General features: G+C 68.3%; 1 protein-coding gene and 1 pseudogene. Both read left to right on the forward strand.

Annotated features, from left to right (window positions below):
- On the forward strand, nt 1–785 hold a 785-nt coding region (locus tag JYJ84_RS37045; RefSeq protein WP_205190336.1), incomplete at its 5' end, for an FAD binding domain-containing protein.
- A gap of 18 nt (nt 786–803) precedes the next feature.
- Nucleotides 804–1226, forward strand: a pseudogene (locus tag JYJ84_RS37050) (xanthine dehydrogenase molybdopterin binding subunit); the annotation flags it as partial.

The following is a 1226-nucleotide window of genomic DNA, read 5'->3' on the forward strand; positions in this document are numbered from 1 at the left end:
TGATCTACGTCGGCCAGATCGCCGAACTGCAGCGCCTCGTGGAGCGCGACGACTGGATCGAGATCGGCGCGGGCGTGACGGTCGAGAACGCGTATGCGGCGCTGGCCGGCCAGTATCCGGAACTCACCGAGATGTGGAAGCGCTTCGCGTCGCTGCCGATCCGCAACGCAGGCACGATGGGCGGCAACGTCGCGAACGGCTCGCCGATCGGCGATTCGATGCCGGGCCTGATCGCGCTCGGCGCGCGCGTCGTGCTGCGCGGTGGCGACACGGTGCGCGAACTGCCGCTCGAGGCGCTGTACACGGGCTACCAGCAGAAGGACATGGCGCCGCATGAATTCGTCGTCGGCCTGAAGGTGCCGACCCGCACCGGCGCGCGCGAGAAGCTGCAGTTCCGCACGTACAAGCTGTCGAAGCGGTTCGACTCCGACATCTCGGCCGTGTGCGCGGCGTTCGCATTCATCGCGGACGGCGACACGATCCGCGAGCCGCGTATCGCGTTCGGCGGGATGGCCGCGACGCCGAAGCGCGCGACGCAGACGGAAGCCGTGCTCGACGGTGCGCTGTGGCACGAAGCCACCGCGCAGGCTGCGATGCAGGCGCTCGAGCGTGACTACCAGCCGCTGTCCGACATGCGCGCGACGAGCACGTACCGCCTCGATACCGCGAAGAACCTGATGTACCGATTCTGGCTGGAGACGCGCCCGCATGACCCGCTGCCGCCGCAAGCCCTGAATGTGCGTGAAGTGGCCGCCGAAGTCGGCACCGACGCGGCGCGCGTCTGAAGACGGAGAACACCGAACATGAACCAGCAAGCAGAACCGTTCCTGAGCACCCTCGACCCGCAAGCCGACGCCGCGCAGGTCCACGTATCGCGCGCGCACGAATCCGCGCACCTGCACGTCAGCGGGCGTGCCACTTATACCGACGACATCCCGGTCGTCGCGGGCACGCTGCACGCGGCGCTCGGCCTGTCGGCGAAGCCGCACGCACGGATCGTGTCGATGAACTTCGATGCGGTGCGCGCGACGCCGGGCGTGGTTGCCGTGTTCACGGCCGACGACATCCCGGGCGTCAACGATTGCGGCCCGATCATCCACGACGACCCGGTGCTCGCGAAGGGCATCGTGCAGTTCGTCGGCCAGCCGATGTTCATCGTCGTCGCGACGTCGCATGAAACCGCGCGGCTCGCCGCGCGCCGCGCAAAGGTGGACTACGAAGAGTTG

Source organism: Burkholderia sp. LMG 13014 (assembly GCF_905232215.1).
In the GTDB taxonomy this organism is placed as follows: Bacteria; Pseudomonadota; Gammaproteobacteria; order Burkholderiales; family Burkholderiaceae; genus Burkholderia.